The following is a 17,045-nucleotide window of genomic DNA, read 5'->3' on the forward strand; positions in this document are numbered from 1 at the left end:
AAATACATGAATTGATAGGGAATCTGACTCTGAGAGGGACGCCTATGCAACTCATCGATCATCGACCGTGGTTCTCCTACAGGGGACTTACACCCCATCAGTTCATGCCCATGCTGGGCGTACACAAGTTATTAACCCGGCAGCTTGCCAATAGCGGGTTATTGGGATCGGCTGTGCCATGAATACCTAAAACAACAAGAGATATGACGACCTTGAATGAAGAACCAAACAAATCCCAGGTGAAGGAGTACCTGTTGAATCTGCAACAGACTATTTGTTCTGCCCTTGAACAGGAGGATGGTCACACCGGCTTTCTACAGGATAGCTGGCAGCGGGAAGCGGGGGAGCGATTGGGGGGTGGCGGGATCAGTGCTGTGCTTCAGGCTGGTGACGTGTTTGAGCAGGCCGGGGTCAACTTCTCCCATGTCAGTGGCAGTCAGTTACCCGGTTCGGCGACCGCGCATCGACCGGAGTTGGCGGGGCGGGCGTTCGAAGCCATGGGCCTATCCCTGGTGATACATCCAAACAATCCCTATGTACCGACCTCACACGCCAACGTCCGCTTTTTTATCGCCGAAAAAGCCGGGGAAGCTCCGGTCTGGTGGTTTGGCGGTGGTTTTGACCTGACTCCCTATTATGGCTTCGATGAAGATTGCAGAGCCTGGCACCAGGTTGCTAAAAAGGCCTGCCTGCCGTTCGGCGAGGATGTCTACAGCCGATATAAAAAGTGGTGTGACGAATACTTCTATCTTAAGCACCGGCAGGAACCACGAGGAATCGGAGGTCTCTTTTTTGACGATCTGAATGAGTGGGGGTTCAGTAAGTCCTTCGATTTCATGCAAAGTGTTGGTGACCACTATCTGGACGCCTATCTGCCGATTGTGCAGCGTCGACGGGATACGCCCTACGGCGAGCGGGAGCGGGATTTTCAACTCTATCGTCGCGGACGCTACGTGGAGTTTAACCTGGTCTATGATCGGGGTACGCTGTTTGGTCTGCAATCCGGCGGGCGTACGGAATCGATTCTGATGTCCCTGCCTCCACTGGTACGTTGGCAGTATAGCTGGACTCCGCAGGCAGGTTCGGAAGAGGCTCGATTGTATGAGCATTTCTTAAAACCCAAAGATTGGGTAGACTGACACCAGTTTGCTTTTGGCTTATGACGATAAACCCGTCAAATCTGCAAGGAAAGTCACTCCTGCCGCAGCAGGGGAGACCTTGACTGCGGACCCAAATAAATGAAGGTTAATAACAAATCAGAAACCGTTGGTTCATTGCAAACCTTAAGCATCATGTTTATACCGTTTTTTTCAGTAGTTTATGATTGCAGATATCATTGGTTTGAAAGCCGGTGTTTTTTCCTTAATCCCCTGAATTAAGTTAACCTTACGTATGGACTCCCTCCTGCTATCAATAGATCCACGTGAACCGTTGTGGATTGGGTTTGCATTTGCCTGTGGGTTACTGGTAAGTCACATTGGTTTACCACCATTGGTTGGCTTTTTACTGGCCGGTTTTATGCTCAATGCTGCAGGTGCCGAAGGTGGTGATTTTCTTCGTATCACCGCTGACCTGGGTGTTACGCTTTTGCTGTTTACCATTGGTTTGAAGCTGCGCCTAAAAGTATTGCTGCCACCCCATGTCTGGGGTGTGGCCATTTTACATATGGCTCTGGTGGTTGGTTTGATGACGATGTTTGTGCTTTTTCTCTCCTCATTTGGTTTGCCACTGGTCTCGGGGGTTGAGTTACAAACAGCGTTGATCATCGGTTTTGCCCTGACATTTTCCAGTACGGTATTTGCGGTTAAAAGCCTTGATCAGGCCGGAGGGAGTGGTTCGTTTTATGGCTTAATCGCCATTGGCGTGCTGATCATACAGGATATAGCTGCAGTGGCGTTTCTTGCCGTATCTGCGGGTAAACTGCCATCGCTATGGGCATTTGGGTTATTGGCGCTCATTCCGCTGCGTTACTTGCTGTTTGCAGTTCTGTCGCGAACCGGTCACGGCGAATTATTGGTGCTCTACGGTTTTGTATTGGCACTGGGTGGTGCCGACCTGTTCGAGCTGGTTAATCTCAAGGGAGACTTGGGGGCGCTGGTGGTTGGGATGCTGCTGGCTGGTCATCCCAAGGCTAATGAAATGGCAAAAAATCTACTTGGTTTCAAAGAGTTGTTTTTAGTGGGTTTTTTTCTCAGTGTCGGTATGGCCGTGCCACCAAGTTGGAATGCGATTCTGTTGGCCTGCCTCTTCCTTCTCGTGCTACCCATCAAGACCGCGTTGTATTTCGGCCTGTTTGCTGCCTTTAAATTGCGAGCAAGTACATCCTGGCGTTCTTCCCTTGTATTGGCCAACTACAGCGAGTTTGGCTTGATTGTCGGGTCGGTATCGGTCGCAGCCGGTTGGCTTCCAGCTGAATGGATGGCGGTATTCGCCATTCTGCTGTCGCTCTCTTTTATCGGTGCTGCACCGATCATAGATAACGGTGAGCGTCTGTATACGCTGTGGCGACCACGATTCAAACGCATGGAGCGTAAACAGCGTCTCTCTGGAGAGGAAGATATACAGATAGGTGATGTCCAGGTGCTGGTGTTTGGAATGGGGCGTGTTGGTAGTTCAGTCTACGATTCACTTGCCGTAGACTTTCCTGGCAAAGTGCTAGGGATCGACATGGATGATTTCCAGGTCGAGAGACATCTGGCCCAGGGTCAGCAGGTTGTCAAGGGAGATGCTACCAACCCCGATTTCTGGTCACGTGCGCCAGATCTGGCCGCAAAGTTGAAATGGGTAATTCTAGCATTACCCAGACACCCGGCGAACCTGGCCGCTGCTGAGCGCTTGCGTGAGATTGGATTTGAAGGGCATATCGCTTCAACATCCAAGTTTCATGATGAAATTGCCTCGCTGAAGAAGCTAGGGGTAAATTTTGTTTTCAATATCTATACAGAGGCCGGCAAAGGTTTCGCTGAGGATTTGAAACAACATTTCAATACACTCGATAAAGCTTGAAACTCATTCATCACTCAATCACTTTCAGGCAACGCCAGAGTTAATGGTCATGAAGCCAGCAACTCTTATGGTTTCGCCTCTTTCGCCGGTATTATCTGAGCTTTTGTGCCGGGTAGATGCTTTTCACCCCACTGAACCATCGTCATTAAAACAGGGCCCAAATCCTTGCCTTTTGCTGTGAGTAGATATTCATAGCGCACAGGATGATGTTGGTATGGTTTTTTCACAACGATCTCATACTCAGCCAGCCGTTTTAGCCTTTCTGCCAGAATATTGGTCGGAATTTTCTCGGGAGATCCCTGAAATTCACTATAGGTTCGCTTGCCGGCAAACAGATCCCTGACAACAAGCAGGGTCCATTTATCACCGATGATGTCGAGTGTGGATGCCACCGGGCATGATGATCTTTTGAACTTTTCGCTGCTTTCAGTCTGCTTTGCCATGATTTCAAGTTAGCACGCTATCGAGTAACTTGCAATTAACAAGTAAGTTGTCTAGACTGAAGTAACTTTAAAAATGCAAGTGACAATGTGAGGCAATGAAAATGGAATTACGGGTCTATAAGTTGATGGCGTTCGGTAAAATGGTTTTTTTCATTCTGTTGTTGAATGGCTGCGCAACCGTGGATCATAGTGGCTACTTTCAAGCTTACGAAGAGCGTTACCGGGCCGAAACCGATTACCGACTCCACCAATTACCCCGGGACGGTTTTAAGATTCATGCCCGTGAATACGGAGTCGAGAGTCATAAACCGACCCTGGTTATGATGCATGGCTTTCCGGACAGTATGCATCTCTATGACAGACTGGTGCCGCTGCTTGCTAAACACCGTCATATCATCACTTTCGATTTTTTAGGCTGGGGCGATTCAGACAAGCCTGAGCAGCATCGATATGACGTAGCCAGTCTGCGCCGGGACCTGGAGGCAGTGATTGATCATTTCAACCTGAACCAGGTAGTTCTTGTCATGCACGATGCGTCCGGTCAACCCGGAATAGACTGGGCTTTGGACAATCCACTCAAATCTTCAGGCCTGGTATTGCTTAACACCTATTACGCATCTTCACCCACGTTAAAGGCGCCTGAGGCAATCAAACGTTTTTCAACACCAGGTCTCTATCGAGACCTATCGGTCTGGGCAACGAGCCACTTCGATAGCCTCTGGATGCAAGGCTACAATCAACAGATTGCCAAGTTCATCAGCACAGACGCCTTACGGGAACCGTTTCAAAAGATACTCGGTTATCAATCACTGCAGATCCGTCCCGCCTTTTTCAGCCTGAACCGGGTATTGAATGAGGAGATCGAAAAACGTCAGGAGAAGATTCCGGCATTACAGAGACTGCAGACCCCGGTGCGGATCATATTCGGTAATGACGATACGGACCTGAATGCCGGTGTGGCGAAAGACTTTCATCAGCTGTTGCCCAACTCTGAGATCCATTTAATCGAAGGTGCAGGGCATTTTGTGCAGATCGATAAACCGTCGGTCGTGGCATCGCTGATTCGTGATTTTCCAAGCTCCGATGGTGCAGGAAGATAAGCTTGCAACTTAAATAGAGACTCAGCATTGGTCACCGGAATTTAAAAGCAATGAGACTGCCCTTAGAGGATGGGAACGGATACAGATGGGCATTCAATTGGATAGTCAGGAATTCCATGGGAGTTCAGATTCCCAGGAAATGTGGATCGCCTGCTGCCGTTGCAAACCCTGTTTCCTGGTTTGGGTATGAACGGTTGGTGCAAGTTACGGAATAGCTGGTTATTTTACGTTACTACTGTTCGGGTGGACAGCTGCTGCCGGTAGATCTCTGATATCAATTGTTAGCCATGACATGCGGCAGTATCGTGGTTGCTTTACCGATACGCGAGAATGCAGGTGGATGTTGCGGTGCAAGCGCAGCAGGCTTGAAGTCCCTAGCAATTTGCATATTATTAAAGACAGGCTATCTTGGCTGAGAGCGAACGATTTGGTCGCCGGATTAATAATTAATACAGACCGGGGATATTTGAGTGTGTGCATTGCGGTTCTGCGGTTTTTTACGAATTTTGCATAACAGCACCAAGAAGATAGTAGTAAGTGTTGATTCTGATGAAGGCCCTTTTTTCCACCGGGCAAACCTGCCGCGACTGCTGCTCTGTTTTCTGATATTAATTCCTCTGCTCTGTTCAGCTGAACAGGGGAAGGTTCAGCAGGTATTGATCCTGAACTCATACCATTCAAGCATGGATTGGGTTGTTGATATTGAGCGAGGTGTGCGTGATGCCCTGCGAGGGAAGGCTGGTCAGATCGAAATCTTTTCGGAGTACATGGACACCAAGCGCATCCCTTTTACACCTGAGTATGAGCAGCAGGTCCGTGATTTTTTAAGTAACAAGTTCACAGATAACCAGTTCGCAACCGTGCTCGTCACGGATAACAATGCCTTTGACTTTGTGCGCCGTCATGGTGAGGTACTTTTTTCCGGTGTTCCAGTGGTATTCTGCGGTATCAATTTCTTCAATGAGGAACAGCTTGAGGGGTACCCGAATTACACCGGTGTGACGGAGACCTATGATGCCAAAGGCACCTTGTCGCTGGCATTGGAGTTGCATCCCAACTCCCAGCAGGTTTTGGTGATCAATGACCATCTGCCGACCGGACTGGCCACGGAAGCGGATATCCGTCAACAGCTGAAAGGGATGGATCTCAGTATACCTGTCCGTTACGCGGAGAAGATGCCGATTGCAGAACTTGAGCGGCAATTGGAAAGGCTACCGGCGGACAGTATCGTCCTTCTTGGCAACTACTATCGGGACGGATTGGATCTCTTTATCCCTCCCAAAGAGAGTTCGCGCCTGATCTCCACCACGAGCAAGGCGCCCGTCTACAGCATGCTGGAGTTTCGTATTGGCCAGGGTGTGGTGGGTGGCTATGCGGTCAGTGGATATCGCCAGGGTCGCGCCGTCGGGGGCTTGATGGCACAGATCCTCAACGGGAAGCCGGTATCCGAGATACCTGTCCTCAAAACCGGTGTGAATCGGTTGATGTTCGATAGCATTCAGTTGGATCGTTTTGCTATCGATCCAACCAATCTCCCTGCGGAGAGTATCCAGGTCAATCTTAACAGGACCCTCTTTACGCACCAGGAGAGACTGTGGCTGGAACAGCATCCCGTGATACGAATCGCTCCGGATCCCGATTTTCCGCCTATCGAGTATTTCGATGAGAGCGGTGCGTATTATGGTCTGGCGGCTGACTATGTGCGAAAATTGGAAGAGAAGATCGGCTTTCGTTTTGACATCGTACGTCTGGAAAACTGGGACCAGGCGGTGGTCCAGGCGCAACACCGTGAGGTGGACATGTGGGCAGCGGCCAGCCCTACCGAACAGCGTCTGGAGTATATGTCTTTTACCCAACCCATGATTGATGTCCCTGCTGTCATAATGACGCGGCGTGACGAGGAGGGGGTGCTGGGAATGCAGGGCCTGATCGGGAAGGAGGTAACTGTTGTCTCGGGTTATGCCGCGCATGACTTTCTTTTGAAAAACTATCCTGCGATAACACTCGATGTGGCCCCCGATATCCGCAGTGCTTTACGCAAGGTCTCTTTCGGTGAGGTGGATGCCATGATCGGTAACCTGGCCACCTCCACCTATTACATGGAACAGGAAGGGATCAGTAACCTGAAAGTTGCCGGAGAGTCCGGTTACCGCTACCGCTTGTCATTGGCGGTACGCAGTGACTGGCCTATGTTGCGCCATATTCTCGATAAAGGGCTGAGGCTGATCACTGAGGAGGAGCGGCGCGCCATCATGGATCGATGGGTGCGTTTCGATGTGGCGGATCGGGCATGGTGGCAACTGTCACGTGAACAGTGGGTTGTACTGCTTGCTGTGCTCGGAGTGTTTGCGGTAGGCATCGTTCTGGCCTGGAATCTGATCCTGCGGCATCGCGTCAGGGAACGGACAGTCGATCTGGCCAGGATCAATGAGCGGCTGAACGAGATCAACAGTCAGCTGGTCGAGAGTGAAGAGAAATACCGCTTGATCTTCGAAACCTCGGAAGATCCGATGTGGCTGATCGAGGATAATCAGTTTGTCATGACCAATCACGCGGCATCCCGTCTGCTGGGATACGCGAGCCCGGATCAGCTGGTCAACACGCCACCCTGGGAGTTGTCACCGGAATTCCAGCCCGATGGCATGTCCTCCGCCGAGAAAGCCAAAGCAATGATAGGGCAGGCCATGAAATATGGCTATAACCGTTTTGAGTGGGAGCATATAAAGCGTGACGGTACAACCTTTCCTGTGGAGGTTTCCCTGACGCGTATTCCCTACCGCGGGCACTCGGCCATTTTCTGTATGGGGAATGACATTACCGAGCGTAAAGCGGCCGCTATGGAGATCCAACGCCTGGCTACCCATGACGCGCTCACCGGTCTCGCCGGTCTGCGTCTGGCGGAAGACCGAATAGAGATGGCGATTGCCAAGGCGCGACGGGAAAAATGTAAGATGGCCATACTGTTTATCGATCTTGATGGGTTCAAGGCGATCAACGATGAGTTTGGGCACGATGCGGGTGATGCGTTGCTTAAGGAAGTGGCGGCTCGATTGGAGAGCAAGGTGCGTGAGGTCGATACTGTCGCGCGCATGGGCGGAGATGAGTTCCTGATTGTATTGACCTCCATTCAGACGCTAGCGGATATCAAGCGTGTTTCGGAACAGATTGTTCAATCCGTGAGGCGCCCCTACCACTATGAAGATCAGAAGCTGAAAGTCAGCATCAGTGTGGGAGTCGCGCTCTATCCAGATCATGGTGAAACACGCGAAAGCCTGGTGCGGATAGCCGACAGGGCCATGTATGATGTCAAGAAGGAAAGTAAAAACGACTACCGTGTTGCGCAGTTAGAGACGCAGGGTGCGGTGGGACGAAAAGAGTGACAGGAATGAGAGGCGTCCTGTTTCCGTCAATGCAATCCTGACAATGGAGAGCCAGGCGGATCCCTCACGCTTCAGGCTGACTTGTCTGGTTGCTTCGCTTCAATTTTCCCCCAGCACCCTGCGGCGTAACAGCCGCAGATCGACCGGCAATAAAATAGCGATCATCAGAAGGAATAGAAACACCGCCATGATCAGGTGGAAACTCCATACGCCTGACAACAGCAACAGCCGTACCCCCTCCGCCAGATGGTGCAGTGGATTGATCATTAACCAGGCCTGGGCCAACAAGGCATCGCTCTCCAGAGGGAAGTAGGTGTTGCTGGCAAAACCCAGTGGCATGATCACCAGATAGAACGGAATGTTCATATGATCAATGGTTGGTACGATGGCCGTGAACAACAGACCCAGGGCCGCAAAGGCGACCCCCGCAAGAAACAGCAGCGGCAGGGTCGCAATCACACCGGTCCAGTGAAGATCGAGCCATCCCCCCAGGTTAAAACCGAGTAGTACGAAGAGTACGATGACCGCATAGGCCAGGCCCAGGCTGGCGGACCAGAGCGCCTCACCCCAGACCACATGTTCTAATCTCACCTGGGTGGTTAGTTGACCGTCCCAGGTCTTCTGGTAGTGCATGCGGATGTAGGCGGCGAACAATGCCTGAAAAAATGCGGTCATGAAAACGGTGTAGGCGAGAATGCCCGGCGCCAGATAGGCCAGGTAGGAGACATTCTGCGACTTCCAGTCGAAGTCGGGGATATTACTCCCCAGACCAACCCCGAATACCAACAGCAGGATGATCGGTTCAAAGATCGGTGGCAGCGCGGCGGTGTGCCAGTTACGCAGATAGACGGTCAAATGACGCCGCAATACGGCCCAGCTCTGCCAGGCTGTCATAGCCAGATAGAGCCTCATGAGTCGTCATCCGTCAATTGCAGAAACAGATCATCGAGATTTGGCGGCCGAACCTCAAACCGTAACTGCCCGAAGGTGGCAGAGAAGCGAGCCAGACCCGCACCGTCCAGGGCAAATTGCCAGGTGTTCAGAATTCGCGTTGGTTCGCCAAATCCCTCTTTATCAAGCCAGGACTCTATCATCTCTGCCTCCGGGATCTTGGCGTCCAGTACCACAACGTGTTCACCCACCAGATCCCCCAAAACCGTACGCGGCGCCCCCACCGAGACTACTTGTCCCTCCTTCAGGATCAGCAGATTATCTGATAAACGCTCTGCTTCATCCATGTAGTGGGTGGTCAGCACAATTCCCAATCCTTCGTTACGTAAGCCGTCAACGAGCTCCCATACTGCCATCCGCGCCTGAGGGTCGAGTCCTGTTGTTGGTTCGTCTAGGAAAAGTACCTTAGGCTGGTGCACCAAGGCTCTGGCGATCATCAGCCGGCGTCGATAGCCGCCGGACAGGGTGTCCGGTTTAGCCGTGGCGTAACGGGCGAGATCGAAGCGTTCCAACAACTCCCTGACGCGGGATTCAATATCCGTCGGTCTTGGACGAAAATAGTGTCCAAACCAGAGCAGGTTGTCCCGCACGGTGAAATCAGTATCGAAGGTATCATCCTGTGTGCAGACACCGATCAGACGATTGACCCCGTCCGGGTCTTTCTCCCGTTCGACGCCATCAATAAACACACGGCCTTCGTCGGGCTGTAAAAAGCCGTAACAGAGACGGAGTGTTGTGGTTTTACCCGCGCCGTTGGCCCCCAGCATGCCCAGGATTTCACCGGATCGGCACTGTAGATCGACTCCATTCACAACCCGAGCAGAGCCGAAGTGCTTTACCAACCCATGTGCCGCCAGCAAGGGTTTTGGGCTGTTTTGAATTACTCTACTCATCGAGTCTCTCTAGCCTGTTATCCAAGTGGGTGATGATTACGAACAACGTCATATCAGTAACGTCAAATCGTGTCCTGAATAGCTTCAATTGATCTGGGATCCTACCCTATATTTTCCACGGTTAGAGTAAAGATATCTGCAAACACTCAACCTATGGCCTAGTGAGATCTTTTGATATCATTCTTGGTCATTCAGGTGCAGGCCAAGTTCCACATAACGCATAAACAAGATACCCATTTTACATTCTCCACTCATGCCTCGATCGAATTACGGATGGTATGATTTGTCTCAGATCAAGCCAGGTCGGCCGGTAATGAAATAGAGTAGCGGCCCTATATGAAACAGGCTACTACACGATCAATAATCACTTTTTTGTTACTGGTGTCCACCCTCGGTGCTTGCCACGCTTCCGCCTGGCCCACACTGCAGAGTCGAATCCAGTTCGGTGCCATTGCCAATGACTCTTCATCGGAGAACGTTTTCCCGTCAGGGTTTCTGAATTTCGATGAGGGGGTCAACCTCAATCGGGCGGAGTTAATCATCGAAAAGTCAGCGAACTCCAATATCAAACCCCGGATCGGTCCCTTTCCCGGTCCCGCACCGGCAGAGTCCGACTGGGGTTTCGAAGTCGACTTGCGCTACGGTGAGGACGCCGCCATTACCTACGGTCTGGATGATGAGCTCTCCATCAACGAGGACAAGGATCGGCTGTTTCTCATGCCCCAGTGGTTCCTGAGCGGCTACCTGCCGTTGGCGGACGGTTTTTCCTGGATTGCGGGGAGTTGGTTCACCTCGCTGGGGTATGAGATTGGCGCTCCGGTCGATCCGCCAACCGGCTTCTATACCCACTCTTACGCCTTTGTCTATCAACCGGTCAAGCATGTGGGGGTGATGGGGGCGCTAAAGCTGCCGATGGCCGCAGAGCTTGGTCTCTGGTCTGTCGGTCTGGGATTGGTGCAGGGTTGGAACAACCTGCAGGACAACAATGACGACAAGACGCTGCTGTTCGACATTCGTTGGCGCAGTGCCGATTTCAGGACCTGGTTCGATTTTGAGAACATCATCGGCTACGAACAGTCGGAAGATGGCCTGACTGAACAGACACGGCCGTTCAACGCGGTCAGCACTAAGGGCGAAAAGCTGTTGCGCCGCATGCACTCGGTGTTGTTAAGTCACCGTTTCAACCCGATCCACCGGGTCGCGTTGAACGCCGTCTACGGCTATCAGGAAGGGGGCGATCTGCTGGCGGATAGCAACAATCCCCCCGGCTTTCTGATCACCCGGGACAGTCGCTGGTACGGTGCCAATCTGAACTGGTACCTGAAGTGGCGTGAAGATAGTCAGATTGGACTGAGAATGGAGTGGTTCAAGGATGCGGATGGGGCTCACGCGCTGTTACCAGCGGGTATCTATCGGGGATTGACCGCCAATCTCTCCTGGTGGGTGAGGGAAGGTCTCAGGATTCGCCCTGAACTGCGCTATGATCACTATTCCGGCGCCGGCGCGCCTTTCGGTGGCCGGGTACCGAGCACTTTTTTTGGTGAGGAGAAAAAGCAGTGGGTGGCCTCTCTGGATGTCACCTGGTCATTTAACCTATGAGCGGCAAATACAGTTTTATCGGCGCCATGCGACCATTTTCCCTGGTCGTGGCCATCGCCACCTGTGGCCTGGGGGTCAGTCTGGCACTGATCGACCAGGCTGTGGATGGCTGGATGGCCTGGCTGGTATTGCTGACCGGCGTGTTACTGCAGGTGGCGGTGAATCTGATCAATGACACGCCCGATCTGCAAACGCCCGGGCTGGAGTCGGCGCTCAAGCAGGCGATCCGGCGCAATGCCAGCGTAGGCTGGGGGGTGATGCTGCTGGCCATCGCCCTGGGGCTCTACATGGTGAGTGTCCGCGGTTGGCCTCTGTTGCTGCTCGGGCTGATCGGGGTGGCCGGTGCCTGGGGTTACACCGGCGGCAAGGTCAATTACAAACAGCGGGGACTGGGTATTCTGCTGGTGTTCCTGTTGATGGGGGTGTTGCTGATCGGTGGCTCCTACTACGTTCTCACCGGCATCTACACCCTTGAGGTGTTCTGGTTGTCACTACCGTTCAGCCTGTTGTCCTCCTTGCTGTTGCTGAGTAACGAACTGCGGGACTACGAAGCGGATCGAGAGGCCGGTATCCGTACGTTGATTGTGCGTATCGGCTACCGCTCCGGCATCAAGCTCTACTACCTGCTGGTGAGTCTGGTCTATCTGGTCAGCGCCTTGCTCTACTGGACCCAGATGCTGCCGGGCATTGTCATGTTGCTGGTAACCTCGATCGCACTGATCGGTCCGATCAGCCTGCTCACCGCCAATGCGTCCCAGCGCCGCAGATTGACGCCGCTGACCGGTCGTTTCTATCTGCTTTTCGGTGCCACCTATCTGGCGACACTCTGGATGCAACTGCCATGAATCACGACATCGTACTGAAACTGGCGCTACCGGTAACCCTGTTCTGTATCATGTTCAGCATGGGTAGCCGTCTGGTGGCTGCCGATTTCAAGCGGGTACTGGAAACCCCAGCCGCTGTCATCACCGGAGTGATCAGTCAGATGGTCGTCCTGCCGCTGGCGGCATTCATCCTATTGTCTCTACTGCAGCTGCCGCCTGAGCTATTCATCGGTTTCATGATTCTGGCCTTCAGTCCGGGCGGCACCACATCGAACATGTTCTCCTATCTGGCGCAGGGTGATGTGGCCCTCTCCATCACTCTGACCGCGATCGTCAGCCTGGTGACACCGTTGACCATCCCTCTGCTCGGGGGGCTGGTACTTGAATGGCAGTTGGGTGATCAGAGTGAAATTGTGCTTCCTTTCCTGCCGACCTTCGCCAAACTGGTGGTAATCACTCTGATTCCCGTACTGCTTGGTATGTTGTTGCGTCACTATCGGGCGGGCTTTTGTCTGAAACATGAGAGGCTGATAACCCGCATCCCCTTGATCATGCTGTTGTTGGTGATCGGCGGGATTATCTGGCAAAACCGGGACTCAATGGCCTTGTTCCTGGATCAGACCGGCGTGCCGGCGTTGTTGTTGTCGAGCATCGCCCTGGGTCTGGGTTACGCAGTGGCGAAATTGGCCAGCATGCCAGTCCGTACGGCCCGGACCATTGCCATAGAGACCGGAATTCAGAACGGTGGTACGGCGATTCTCGTCACCGGCACGATTCTCAACAACCCCAATATGACCATTGCGCCGGTGATGTACGGCATACTGATGCTGATACCGACCTTTGCCTATATCCTCTGGCTCAACCGCAGACAGGCTGCGATCGCATGATAGTTGGGTGCCGTTGTCCGTCATTGAGTAGATAGCTGTTGAATTGATCAGCGCCGTAATCTTTATGCCCGTTGGGTGTCCTACATGTTGCAAGGGGTATAACCGGGAATCGGCATCCCTGCGGGCTTGGCAACGGACTAGCGGCTATAATCGGCAACTGTTATGGGACACAACCATTGGAGTTCAACTTGAGTCAGGCAAACAAACCCTACGCCGAAGCCTGTGATGAGAATAAGGTGCCGATTCTGGAGCAGCTGCAGCGGTTGTTCCGTGCGACACGCTCGGTCCTGGAAATTGGCAGTGGGACCGGTCAGCATGGGGTCTTTTTCGCGGCGGCACTGCCGGATCTGACCTGGCAAACCAGTGACCGGGAGGAGAATCTCGAGGGCATCCGGGCCTGGTTGTCTGAAGCCGGGCTGGACAATCTGTTATCCCCATTCTCGCTCGACGTTACCTCGGCCTGGCCGGAGATCCGCTACGACGCCGTATTCAGTGCCAATACCACCCATATCATGTCCTGGCCGGCTGTGATCAGCCTGTTCCAAGGGGTTGGTCGTGTGCTGCAGGCAGAAGGGCAGTTTGTTTTGTATGGGCCATTCAACTACCAGGGGGCCTTCACCAGTGAAAGCAACAGTCGCTTCGATGAATGGCTGAAATCCCGGGATGCGTTGAGTGGCATCAGGGATTTTGACGATCTGAATGCTTTGGCTGCAGATCAGGGCCTGATCTTTGAAGAGGATATCGAGATGCCGGTGAACAACCGTATCCTGGTCTGGCGTAAACGCTCTGACCCCGCATAGTATGAGATTCAGTTAACGTTCAGTTTGACTCTCTTAAGCTGTAGATAACAACGGTGAGCCACTCACCTCAATTATCTGTATCTGCCAGGAGAGCGTCATGAAAAAAACCTCACTGATTACCGGGATCCTAACGCTGGCCCTGTCGATGAGCGCCACAGCCGGGCCACGGGATCGTTACCAGGATAGCGCCAAGGTCATCGATGTGGAACCTGTCTACCGGACGGTGGAGATCACCGAGCCGGAGCGCCACTGCTGGGATGAAGAGGTCACTCAATACCAGCCCGGAGAGCATGGCTACACCGGTACAGTTCTGGGCGGTATCATCGGTGGTGTGGTCGCCAATTCCGTCAGCCGCGGACGCGGTAGAGGCAAGGATGCGGCAACTCTGGCCGGAACCCTGCTGGGTGGCGCCATCGGCCACGACCTGAGTCATCAGAAGCGTGGAGGAGGTCACTATTCAACTTCCTATGAACGTCGTTGTGAAACCACTCATCAGACCCACTATGAGGAGCAGCTGACCGGCTATGATGTGACCTATCGTTATCGGGGCCGGGTCTTCACAACTTTCACAAAAGAGCACCCGGGAGAGCGGATCCCTGTGCGAGTCAGTGTCAGGCCGATCCATGATCACTGATCTGAATTTGATTGTCCTGTGATTGTCTGACTGGAAAATCGCATTAAACTGACGAAAGAGGTATAACTGATAGACCATCTGTGGCGAGCCGGGTAGTGCCCTGGCTCGCTGCAGGTGCGGACTGAACAGGTTTCAAATCTACCATCGGGTTTTCATCCTATGAGGAAAAGCAGATCACAACTTTGGCGTACCCTGCTGCTCAGCTTGCTGCTGTTGTCGCTGAACCCGGCGTTGGCCGAGGTGAGCCTCAACAAGGCTGTAGAGCAGGCTAAAAAGCGTACCGGTGGCCAGGTGATTTCGGCGGAAACCCGTAACCAGGACGGGCAGAGAGTGCACAATATCCGCATTCTGACGCAAGACGGTAAGGTGCGTCGGTTACGAATCAATGCAAATAACCGGGGTGGAGGCAAAGGTGGCAGACGCTGATCAACGGATGGTTTTACAGTGTCCATCAGTTTTCACTCAACTGAGCTGAAGGTCGGGGGCCTACGATGCGTGTTCTGCTGGTAGAAGATGAAGCGGAAATCCGCGAACCGCTTGCCGCCCGACTGGCTGAAACCGGCTACACCGTTGACAGTGCGGAAGATGGTGCAGAAGGCCTTTTCCTCGGGCGGGAGTATGCGATCGATGTGGGCATCGTCGATATCGGTCTGCCGAAAATGTCCGGTATCGAGCTGATCCGCGAATTGCGAAAACTGGATAAGCATTTTCCGATTCTGATTCTTACCGCACGAGGCAACTGGCAGGATAAGGTGGAAGGCTTGGAGGCCGGCGCGGACGACTATCTGGTGAAACCCTTCCATGTGGAAGAGCTACTGGCCAGACTGAATGCTCTGTTGAGACGCTCCGGTGGCTGGTCTCAGCCCGTGCTGTCGGGTGGTCCTGTCTCCCTGGATACCCGGACTCAGGCCGTATCGATCAATGATCAGCCCGTCGAGTTGACCGCCTACGAATACAAGGTGCTCGAATATATGATGCTGCATGCGGGAGAGGTGGTCTCGAAGACCGATCTCACCGAGCATATCTATGAGCAGGACTGGGACCGGGACAGTAATACCATTGAGGTTTTTGTCAGACGCCTGCGTAAAAAACTCGACCCGGAAGACCGCTACAAACCGATTGAGACACTGCGCGGAAGAGGTTACCGGTTTGCCCTTGAGCGGAATATCTAATCTCTCGATTCGGCAACGTCTGCTGTTGGCGGCATCCCTGGTGCTGGGTGCCTTCCTTGGTCTCACCGGTCTGTCGCTGGACAAGGCGTTTCGATCCGCCACGGAAGAGGCGCTCGAGGCCAGACTGTTAAGCAATGTCTATGCGCTGCTTGCCGCCGCGGAAGAGGGGAGTGAGGGGCAACTGACCATGCCCAGGGTATTGACCGATCCCCGCTTCAATCGCCCCGAATCCGGTCTCTATGCCCAGGTGGTCCAATATCCGGAAGGTTACAACTGGCATTCAGGCTCATCACTTGGACAGGCGTTGAGTTTCTCCCGTGACATTGCCCCCGGTGAGTCTGAGAGTGGTCGATTCCAATTGACCGTTGGGGATGTCATGGGCTTTAACTTTGCGGTGGTCTGGGAGGACTTCAATGGGCGGGAGTTGAAGTATGTGCTGTCGGTGGCCGAGGACCTGCAGCCGATCCAGGAGCAGATTGCCACCTATCGCGATACCCTGTTTCTCTGGCTGGGAGGTGCAGCGCTACTACTGCTGTTGGTGCAGGGGTGGGTCTTGAGTTGGGGGTTACGGCCGCTGCGCGAGGTGGAACAGGCGCTCACAGAGATCGAGTCGGGACGCTCGGAAAAACTCCAGGGGCGCTACCCCAAAGAGTTGAATCGACTCACCTCAAATATCAACTCCCTGATTCAGCATGCCCAGGCACGACAGCAACGCTATCGTGACAGTCTCGGCGATCTGGCCCACAGTCTGAAGACACCCCTGGCGATCCTGCAGGGTATTGCCGACCAGCCCGGCAGTCACACCGAACAGACGGTGCGGGAACAGGTCGAGCGAATGAACCAGATCGTCAGTCATCAATTGCAGCGCGCCGCCGCTTCAGGGCGACATCTGCTGACCCAGAGTCTGGAGATCGGGCCGCTGCTTGAAAGGCTGGTCAGATCTCTGGACAAGGTCTATCTGGAGAAGGGGATTGAGTGGCAGACGACGGTTGCCCCGGAGAGCCGCTTTTTCGGTGAAGAGGGGGATCTGATGGAGCTGCTCGGCAACCTGACGGAGAATGCCTGTAAATATGGCCGCAGCCGGATTCGGGTGACGGTGAGATCTGATCCCTCACTGTCGATTCTCATTGAAGATGATGGGGAGGGGATTCCCCAGCACCTTCAGCAGAGTGTGTTTCAACGGGGCAATCGAGCCGATACCAGGCAGCCCGGCCAGGGAATCGGTTTGGCCGTGGCCCTGGATATCGCACAGGCCTATGGAGGGGAGATCAAACTTGGTAAATCCGCCGATCTGGGTGGGGCTGCGGTGGAGATTCAATTCCCGGAGAGTTGATAGATAGAGCTGTCCGGCGCTGG

General features: G+C 53.4%; 15 protein-coding genes. 12 read left to right on the top strand and 3 right to left on the bottom strand.

Going from position 1 to position 17,045, the window contains the following annotated elements; all coding sequences use genetic code 11:
• Positions 1 to 212 precede the first annotated feature (212 nt).
• Together hemF and AC4IE8_RS21280 are read left to right on the top strand one after the other, a co-directional pair.
• Positions 213 to 1,139 (top strand): oxygen-dependent coproporphyrinogen oxidase, encoded by a 927-nt coding sequence (hemF, locus tag AC4IE8_RS21275; protein WP_490791999.1) that lies wholly within the window; start codon positions 213 to 215, stop codon positions 1,137 to 1,139.
• 253 nt (positions 1,140 to 1,392) lie between these two features.
• A complete protein-coding gene (locus AC4IE8_RS21280) occupies positions 1,393 to 3,006 on the top strand; it encodes a cation:proton antiporter family protein (protein ID WP_068987293.1) in 1,614 nt (537 codons plus the stop codon).
• A 65-nt stretch (positions 3,007 to 3,071) separates the two neighbouring features.
• Here the strand turns inward: AC4IE8_RS21280 and AC4IE8_RS21285 are convergent, their stop codons facing one another.
• Positions 3,072 to 3,449 carry a winged helix-turn-helix transcriptional regulator gene (locus AC4IE8_RS21285; protein WP_068987294.1) on the bottom strand — a complete coding sequence of 126 codons (378 nt, stop codon included), beginning with the start codon at positions 3,447 to 3,449 and terminating at the stop codon, positions 3,072 to 3,074.
• Positions 3,450 to 3,544: 95 nt separating this feature from the next.
• Here AC4IE8_RS21285 and AC4IE8_RS21290 point away from each other — a divergent pair, with 95 nt between their 5' ends.
• Positions 3,545 to 4,549, top strand: a complete 1,005-nt coding sequence (locus AC4IE8_RS21290) for an alpha/beta fold hydrolase (RefSeq protein ID WP_490792000.1) — start codon at positions 3,545 to 3,547, stop codon at positions 4,547 to 4,549.
• A gap of 683 nt (positions 4,550 to 5,232) precedes the next feature.
• Complete coding sequence (locus AC4IE8_RS21295; RefSeq protein ID WP_490792001.1) at positions 5,233 to 7,929, top strand: diguanylate cyclase domain-containing protein; 2,697 nt, start codon at positions 5,233 to 5,235, stop codon at positions 7,927 to 7,929.
• Between the two features lie 99 nt (positions 7,930 to 8,028).
• On the opposite strand, the gene AC4IE8_RS21300 is transcribed toward AC4IE8_RS21295, so the two are convergent.
• Together AC4IE8_RS21300 and AC4IE8_RS21305 are read right to left on the bottom strand one after the other, a co-directional pair.
• Positions 8,029 to 8,841: an ABC transporter permease gene (locus tag AC4IE8_RS21300; RefSeq protein WP_083226171.1), complete on the bottom strand. Its 813-nt coding sequence runs from the start codon at positions 8,839 to 8,841 to the stop codon at positions 8,029 to 8,031.
• Positions 8,838 to 9,773, bottom strand: coding sequence for an ABC transporter ATP-binding protein (locus AC4IE8_RS21305; RefSeq protein ID WP_083226170.1), 936 nt, complete (start codon positions 9,771 to 9,773; stop codon positions 8,838 to 8,840). The genes AC4IE8_RS21300 and AC4IE8_RS21305 overlap by 4 nt, the downstream gene beginning before the upstream one ends.
• A 336-nt stretch (positions 9,774 to 10,109) precedes the next feature.
• Here AC4IE8_RS21305 and AC4IE8_RS21310 point away from each other — a divergent pair, with 336 nt between their 5' ends.
• The 8 genes from AC4IE8_RS21310 to AC4IE8_RS21345 all read left to right on the top strand — a co-directional run bounded on the left by AC4IE8_RS21310 (position 10,110) and on the right by AC4IE8_RS21345 (position 17,022).
• Positions 10,110 to 11,372 (top strand): outer membrane beta-barrel protein, encoded by a 1,263-nt coding sequence (locus AC4IE8_RS21310; RefSeq protein ID WP_490792002.1) that lies wholly within the window; start codon positions 10,110 to 10,112, stop codon positions 11,370 to 11,372.
• Positions 11,369 to 12,217, top strand: coding sequence for a prenyltransferase (locus AC4IE8_RS21315; protein ID WP_490792003.1), 849 nt, complete (start codon positions 11,369 to 11,371; stop codon positions 12,215 to 12,217). Before AC4IE8_RS21310 ends, AC4IE8_RS21315 begins: the two co-directional genes overlap by 4 nt.
• Complete coding sequence (locus AC4IE8_RS21320; RefSeq protein ID WP_068994194.1) at positions 12,214 to 13,083, top strand: bile acid:sodium symporter family protein; 870 nt, start codon at positions 12,214 to 12,216, stop codon at positions 13,081 to 13,083. The genes AC4IE8_RS21315 and AC4IE8_RS21320 overlap by 4 nt, the downstream gene beginning before the upstream one ends.
• A gap of 188 nt (positions 13,084 to 13,271) precedes the next feature.
• Entirely contained in the window at positions 13,272 to 13,883 is a 612-nt protein-coding gene (locus AC4IE8_RS21325) for a DUF938 domain-containing protein (RefSeq protein ID WP_068994362.1), read from the top strand.
• 97 nt (positions 13,884 to 13,980) lie between these two features.
• Positions 13,981 to 14,517, top strand: a complete 537-nt coding sequence (locus AC4IE8_RS21330) for a glycine zipper 2TM domain-containing protein (protein WP_068994191.1) — start codon at positions 13,981 to 13,983, stop codon at positions 14,515 to 14,517.
• 159 nt (positions 14,518 to 14,676) lie between these two features.
• A complete protein-coding gene (locus AC4IE8_RS21335) occupies positions 14,677 to 14,943 on the top strand; it encodes a PepSY domain-containing protein (protein ID WP_068994188.1) in 267 nt (88 codons plus the stop codon).
• Between the two features lie 65 nt (positions 14,944 to 15,008).
• Positions 15,009 to 15,689 (top strand): response regulator transcription factor, encoded by a 681-nt coding sequence (locus AC4IE8_RS21340; RefSeq protein WP_068994186.1) that lies wholly within the window; start codon positions 15,009 to 15,011, stop codon positions 15,687 to 15,689.
• Positions 15,673 to 17,022, top strand: a complete 1,350-nt coding sequence (locus AC4IE8_RS21345; RefSeq protein ID WP_490792004.1) for an ATP-binding protein — start codon at positions 15,673 to 15,675, stop codon at positions 17,020 to 17,022. The genes AC4IE8_RS21340 and AC4IE8_RS21345 overlap by 17 nt, the downstream gene beginning before the upstream one ends.
• The last annotated feature ends 23 nt before the right edge of the window (positions 17,023 to 17,045 follow it).

The sequence above is a fragment of the Candidatus Thiodiazotropha sp. AKAK2 genome (assembly GCF_058244685.1).

Excerpts from the sequence above, each read along its gene's own strand:
- AC4IE8_RS21280 (WP_068987293.1), top strand. The coding sequence starts at position 1,393 with ATGGACTCCCTCCTGCTATCAATAGATCCACGTGAACCGTTGTGGATT.
- AC4IE8_RS21285 (WP_068987294.1), bottom strand. The coding sequence starts at position 3,449 with ATGGCAAAGCAGACTGAAAGCAGCGAAAAGTTCAAAAGATCATCATGC.
- AC4IE8_RS21290 (WP_490792000.1), top strand. The coding sequence starts at position 3,545 with ATGAAAATGGAATTACGGGTCTATAAGTTGATGGCGTTCGGTAAAATG.
- AC4IE8_RS21295 (WP_490792001.1), top strand. The coding sequence starts at position 5,233 with ATGGATTGGGTTGTTGATATTGAGCGAGGTGTGCGTGATGCCCTGCGA.
- AC4IE8_RS21300 (WP_083226171.1), bottom strand. The coding sequence starts at position 8,841 with ATGAGGCTCTATCTGGCTATGACAGCCTGGCAGAGCTGGGCCGTATTG.
- AC4IE8_RS21305 (WP_083226170.1), bottom strand. The coding sequence starts at position 9,773 with ATGAGTAGAGTAATTCAAAACAGCCCAAAACCCTTGCTGGCGGCACAT.
- AC4IE8_RS21310 (WP_490792002.1), top strand. The coding sequence starts at position 10,110 with ATGAAACAGGCTACTACACGATCAATAATCACTTTTTTGTTACTGGTG.
- AC4IE8_RS21315 (WP_490792003.1), top strand. The coding sequence starts at position 11,369 with ATGAGCGGCAAATACAGTTTTATCGGCGCCATGCGACCATTTTCCCTG.
- AC4IE8_RS21320 (WP_068994194.1), top strand. The coding sequence starts at position 12,214 with ATGAATCACGACATCGTACTGAAACTGGCGCTACCGGTAACCCTGTTC.
- AC4IE8_RS21330 (WP_068994191.1), top strand. The coding sequence starts at position 13,981 with ATGAAAAAAACCTCACTGATTACCGGGATCCTAACGCTGGCCCTGTCG.
- AC4IE8_RS21335 (WP_068994188.1), top strand. The coding sequence starts at position 14,677 with ATGAGGAAAAGCAGATCACAACTTTGGCGTACCCTGCTGCTCAGCTTG.
- AC4IE8_RS21340 (WP_068994186.1), top strand. The coding sequence starts at position 15,009 with ATGCGTGTTCTGCTGGTAGAAGATGAAGCGGAAATCCGCGAACCGCTT.